General features: G+C 69.6%; 4 protein-coding genes and 1 pseudogene. 2 read left to right on the forward strand and 3 right to left on the reverse strand.

The window, feature by feature from the left end; genetic code table 11:
• Nucleotides 1–574, reverse strand: a pseudogene (locus DI269_RS13705) (amino acid deaminase); the annotation flags it as partial.
• Between the two features lie 161 nt (nucleotides 575–735).
• On the opposite strand from DI269_RS13705, the gene DI269_RS13710 reads away from it, so the two are divergent.
• Together DI269_RS13710 and DI269_RS13715 are read left to right on the forward strand one after the other, a co-directional pair.
• The gene (locus DI269_RS13710; RefSeq protein ID WP_112136753.1) at nucleotides 736–1,143 is read left to right on the forward strand and encodes a RidA family protein; all 408 of its coding nucleotides are present in this window, start codon (nucleotides 736–738) and stop codon (nucleotides 1,141–1,143) included.
• 39 nt (nucleotides 1,144–1,182) lie between these two features.
• Nucleotides 1,183–2,757, forward strand: coding sequence for an N-acyl-D-amino-acid deacylase family protein (locus DI269_RS13715; protein ID WP_112136754.1), 1,575 nt, complete (start codon nucleotides 1,183–1,185; stop codon nucleotides 2,755–2,757).
• A gap of 23 nt (nucleotides 2,758–2,780) precedes the next feature.
• On the opposite strand, the gene DI269_RS13720 is transcribed toward DI269_RS13715, so the two are convergent.
• Nucleotides 2,781–3,665: a carbohydrate ABC transporter permease gene (locus DI269_RS13720; protein ID WP_112136757.1), complete on the reverse strand. Its 885-nt coding sequence runs from the start codon at nucleotides 3,663–3,665 to the stop codon at nucleotides 2,781–2,783.
• On the reverse strand, nucleotides 3,665–4,602 hold a 938-nt coding region (locus tag DI269_RS13725), incomplete at its 5' end, for a carbohydrate ABC transporter permease (protein WP_112136759.1). The genes DI269_RS13725 and DI269_RS13720, both read right to left, overlap by 1 nt.

Consider the following 4,602-nt stretch of genomic DNA (forward strand, 5'->3'; position numbering starts at 1 on the left):
CGGCGGCGACGCGCGCGGCGACCGCGAGCGCGGCCTCGATGCCGCGCGCTCCGGCGCGGCCGCCGGGGGTGCCGAGCTCGACGATTACGTCGCAGGTCGTAGAAATCGCGGCCGAGACCCTATCGATGGTCACCTCGGAATCGGAAAAAAGTCCGATGTGGGTGCCTTCCTGGGTCCATACGCTTAGTTGTGCAAGGGCAGCGGGATCGGCGATCTGGTTGGCGATGAGGATGCGGGGCACGCCGAAGCGGCGGGCAACGCCGGCTTGGAAGGGGGTGGCGACGGTAATCGCGACGGCTCCGGCATCGAGTTGCCGGCGCCAGAGCTGAGGGGCCATGGTGGCCTTGCCATGGGGCGCGAGCGCGAGACCACGCTCGCCGCACCAGTCAGCCATGGCACGGAGATTGTGCTCAAGCGCTTGAGCGGAAATGGTCACGAGGGGGGTGGGGAGGGTGGGGGGCCCCGAAGCGATCCACTCGCCGACGGTCAGCCCGTGAGCCGATGCCGGGACGCCCTTGTGGCGCCAGTCGAGGACCTCGTCGTACAGCGCGTCGAGCCGAGTCGTGTCCATCATCGGCCGCAGCTCCCGCAGTGCGAGGCAGGCGAGGCGGGCGAGCCCGCCTTGTCGCGCGCGGCGCTCGGCCGGGGCGGGCCGGGAGTCGGGTTCGGCTGGGTCGTGTCCATGGTTCACCGCCGTCGATGGGGCCGTCGTCAATAGGAAGGTATCTTCACTATATGACCGAGAAGATCGCGATCCGCACCGACGCCGCCCCCGCTCCCGCGCACGCCTTCCCGCAGGGGGTGCGCAAGGGGCCGCTGCTCACCGTCTCGGGCCAGGGCCCGGTCGACCCCGCGAGCGGGGAGTACCTGCACCCCGGCGATGTGAAGGCGCAGACGCGCAGGACGCTTGAGAACGTGGCCGCGATCGTCGAGGCGGGCGGCGCCGAGTTCGCCGATGTGATGATGCTCCGCGTCTACCTCAAGGACCGCAAGGACTTCGCCGCGATGAACGAGGTCTACGAGGCGTTCCTCGCCGAGAGGATCGGCGACCGCGCGCCCTACCCGTGCCGCACCACGGTCATCTGCACCCTCCCGAGGGCCGAGATGCTGGTGGAGATCGACGCCCTGGCCTGCGTAGACTGACCCGACGTGCCAGCTGGGGAGGGTCGTCGAGTGACTGCAATGGACTTCGTGATCCGGGGCGCCGAGATCGCCGACGGGACCGGGGCGCCGCGCTACCGCGCCGACGTCGCGGTCCGCGAGGGCCGCATCGCCGCCGTCGGCGAGGGCCTTGAAGGCGCGCAGAAGATCGACGCCGGCGGGCTCGTGCTCGCGCCGGGCTTCATCGACATGCACGCCCACTCCGAGCTCGCGGTCCTCGCCGACCACGACCACCTCGCCAAGCTCGGCCAGGGCGTCACCCTCGAAGTCCTCGGCCAGGACGGCCTCTCCTACGCCCCCGTGAACGACGCGACCGCGCCCCAGATGCGCGAGGCCATCGCCGCGTGGAACGGGCGCTCCGACGTCGAGGCCGACTGGCGCACCGTCGGCGAGTACCTCGACCGCCTCGACCGCGGCATCCCCGTGAACGCCGCCTACCTGGTCCCCCACGGCACGGTCCGCATGCTCGCGATGGGCTGGGACGACCAGCCGCCGACCGCCGCCGAGCTCGTCGCCATGAAAGCCCAAGTGGCCCAAGGCATGGAAGAGGGCGCGTTCGGGCTCTCCGCCGGGCTGAGCTACACGCCGGGGATGTACGCCGACACCGCCGAGCTCGTCGAGCTGTGCAGGGTCGTCGCGCGGTACGGCGGCTACTTCGGCCCCCACCAGCGCAGCTACGGCGCCGGCGCGATGGAGGGCTACGCGGAGATGATCGAGATCAGCCGCGAGGCCGGCTGCGCCCTGCACCTCGCGCACGCCACCTTGAACTACGACGTGAACGCCGGCCGCGCGGCCGAGCTGCTGAAGCTCATCGACGAGGCCCTCGACGAGGGCGTCCCGGTCAGCCTCGACACCTACCCCTACCTGCCGGGCATGACGATGCTTGCGGCGCTGCTGCCGAGCTGGTCGCTCGCGGGAGGCTATGGGGCCCTTCGGGAACGGCTCAAGGACCCCGGGACGCGGGCGCGGATCGTCCACGAGCTCGACGTGACCGGGACCGACGGCGCGAACGGCGTGCCCGCCGACTGGGCGAAGTACGAGATCGCGGGCGTCGCGAACCCGGAGCTGCGCCGGTACGTGGGGATGCCGGTCGCGGAGGCCGCCGGGGAGCAGCGGCCTGCGGAGTTCTTCCTCGACCTGCTGGTGCGCGACGACTTCGGGACCGGATGCCTCATGCACGTGGGCAACGAGGAGAACGTGCGCGCCATCATGCGCCACGGCGTCCACACAGGATCATCGGACGGCGTGCTCGCCGGGGACAAGATCCACCCCCGCGCGTGGGGTTCGTTCGCCCGCTACCTGGGGCACTACACGCGGGAGCTGGGGCTGTTCAGCGTCGAGGAGTGCGTGGCGCACCTGAGCGGCCGCCCCGCGGCGGTACTGGGGCTCAAGGACCGCGGACTCGTCAAGGAGGGCTTCGCGGCCGACCTCGTCCTCTTTGATCCGGCCACTGTGGATGCCCGGTCGACGTTCGCGGAGCCCCGTCAGCAGGCCGCCGGGATTCCGTACGTGTTCGTCAACGGCGCCTTGGCGATCACCGATGGGCGGCGGACCGGTGTCTTGACCGGTCGGTCGGTCCGCCGCCCCCGGCGGTGACCGGCGCTCCCCCGAGGCGATGCTCATGTACGGCTCGCGAGCATCGCCGAGGCCCAACGCCGGACGATTCCTAACTTCAGTCCGGAGGTCGAGAAGCCCTGGACGAAGAAGCGCTGGAAGAACAGGAACATCAGCAGGACCGGCAGGATGTACATGGTGCTGCCGGCGGCCAGGAGGTTCTGGACCGGGAAGCCCTTCTCGTTGACGTAGCCGGCGGTCATCGCGACCGCGAGGGTCGTGCGGTCGGCGCTCAGTAGGAGGCTCGGGGCGATGAAGTCGCCCCAGCTCGCGGTGAACGTCAGGACCATGCACGCGGCGAGCACCGGCCAGGACTGCGGGATGAAGATCTGCCAGAAGATCCGCACGTGGCCGCAGCCGTCGAGGATCGCGGCCTCTTCGAGCTCCTTCGGCATGCCCGAGAAGAACTGCCGGAACAGGAAGATCATGTACGCGGCGCCGCACAGGCCCCACAGGATCCACGGCACGTACGTGTCGACGAGCCCGAGCTTCGCGAACATCAGGTAGGTCGGGATGAGCGTGATGATGCCGGGCATCATCATCGTCGAGATGAGCAGCCCGAACCAGAACTTCTTGCCCGGGGCCGAAAGCCGGGCGAAGCCGTACGCCATCCACGCCGACGACACGGTCGTCAGGACCGAGGTGATCGTGGCGAGCAGCAGCGAGTTGCGGGCGTAGCCGAGGAAGTCGATGTGGGTCAGGGCGTCGAGGTAGTTGTGCCACTGAGGATCGGCGGGCAGCCACTGGATCGGGAAGACCGACAGCTCGTTCGGGGCCTTCAGCGAGGTGAGGATCAGCCAGCCGAGCGGCCCGGAGAAGACCACCGCGAGCGTGATGAGCGAGATGTACAGGGCCGTGACGCGGGCCCGGCGCGCGATGTCGACACGCATCAGCCGTCCCTCCGCTCGGTGGGGTCGACGCCGCCGTAGAAGACCGCGCGGTTGCCGATCTTGAAGACCAGACCGGTGATCAGCAGGACGAACAGGAACAGCACCCACAGCAGCGCCGAGGCGTATCCGAAGTGGCTCTTGGCGAAGTACTCGGCGTACACGTGCACCATGAAGAAGTAGTTGCCCTCCGGCACCGCGGTCACCGCGGCCGCGCCGTTGACCGGCGCGAGCAGCAGCGAGGGCACGAACACCTGGAGCGAGCCGATGACGCCGGTGACCACCTGGAAGAAGATGATGGGGCTCAGCAGCGGGAGGGTGATCTTGAAGAACGAGTACACCGGTCCCGCGCCGTCCACTTTGGCGGCTTCGAGGACGTCGCGCGGGACGTCCTGGAGCGCGGCGAGCGAGACGATCATCGATCCGCCCACGCCCCACAGGATCATGAAGATGAGCACGAACCGCACGTACGGGTCGGCCAGCCACGAGACCGGTTCGCCGCCCGCGGCGCCGATCGCCGCGTTGGCGGCGCCCGCGTTCTTGTCGAAGATGATCTTGAACGTCAGCGCCGCGGCCACGCCCGGCACGACGGCCGGGAGGTAGAACAGGGCGCGGAACAGCGCCCGGCCGCGGAAGTCGCGGTTGAGCAGGACCGCCATGAGCAGGCCCGCCGCGACCCCCGTCGGCACCGTGGCGAGCATGAAGATCCCGGTGCGGCCCAGGGAGGCGATGGTCTGCCCGTCCTGGAACACCCGCACGTAGTTGTCGATGCCCACATAGGACCAGTTCGGGGAGAGCCCGTCGGTGTTGGTGAGGCTCATCCAGAACGCGTAGCCGAGCGGGAAGACCGTCAGCAGCACGAACCCGGCGATCCAGGGGCCGACGAACAGGTAGAACGTGCGCGGGCTCGCGCCCGCCCGGCCGCGCCTCCTGCGCGGCC

The sequence above is a fragment of the Glycomyces dulcitolivorans genome, assembly GCF_003265355.1.
Classification (GTDB): Bacteria; Actinomycetota; Actinomycetes; order Mycobacteriales; family Micromonosporaceae; genus Glycomyces; species Glycomyces dulcitolivorans.

Bases quoted from the DNA above. Each gene is read 5' to 3' on its own strand.
- DI269_RS13710 (WP_112136753.1), top strand. From the start codon at position 736: ATGACCGAGAAGATCGCGATCCGCACCGACGCCGCCCCCGCTCCCGCG.
- DI269_RS13715 (WP_112136754.1), top strand. From the start codon at position 1,183: ATGGACTTCGTGATCCGGGGCGCCGAGATCGCCGACGGGACCGGGGCG.
- DI269_RS13720 (WP_112136757.1), bottom strand. From the start codon at position 3,665: ATGCGTGTCGACATCGCGCGCCGGGCCCGCGTCACGGCCCTGTACATC.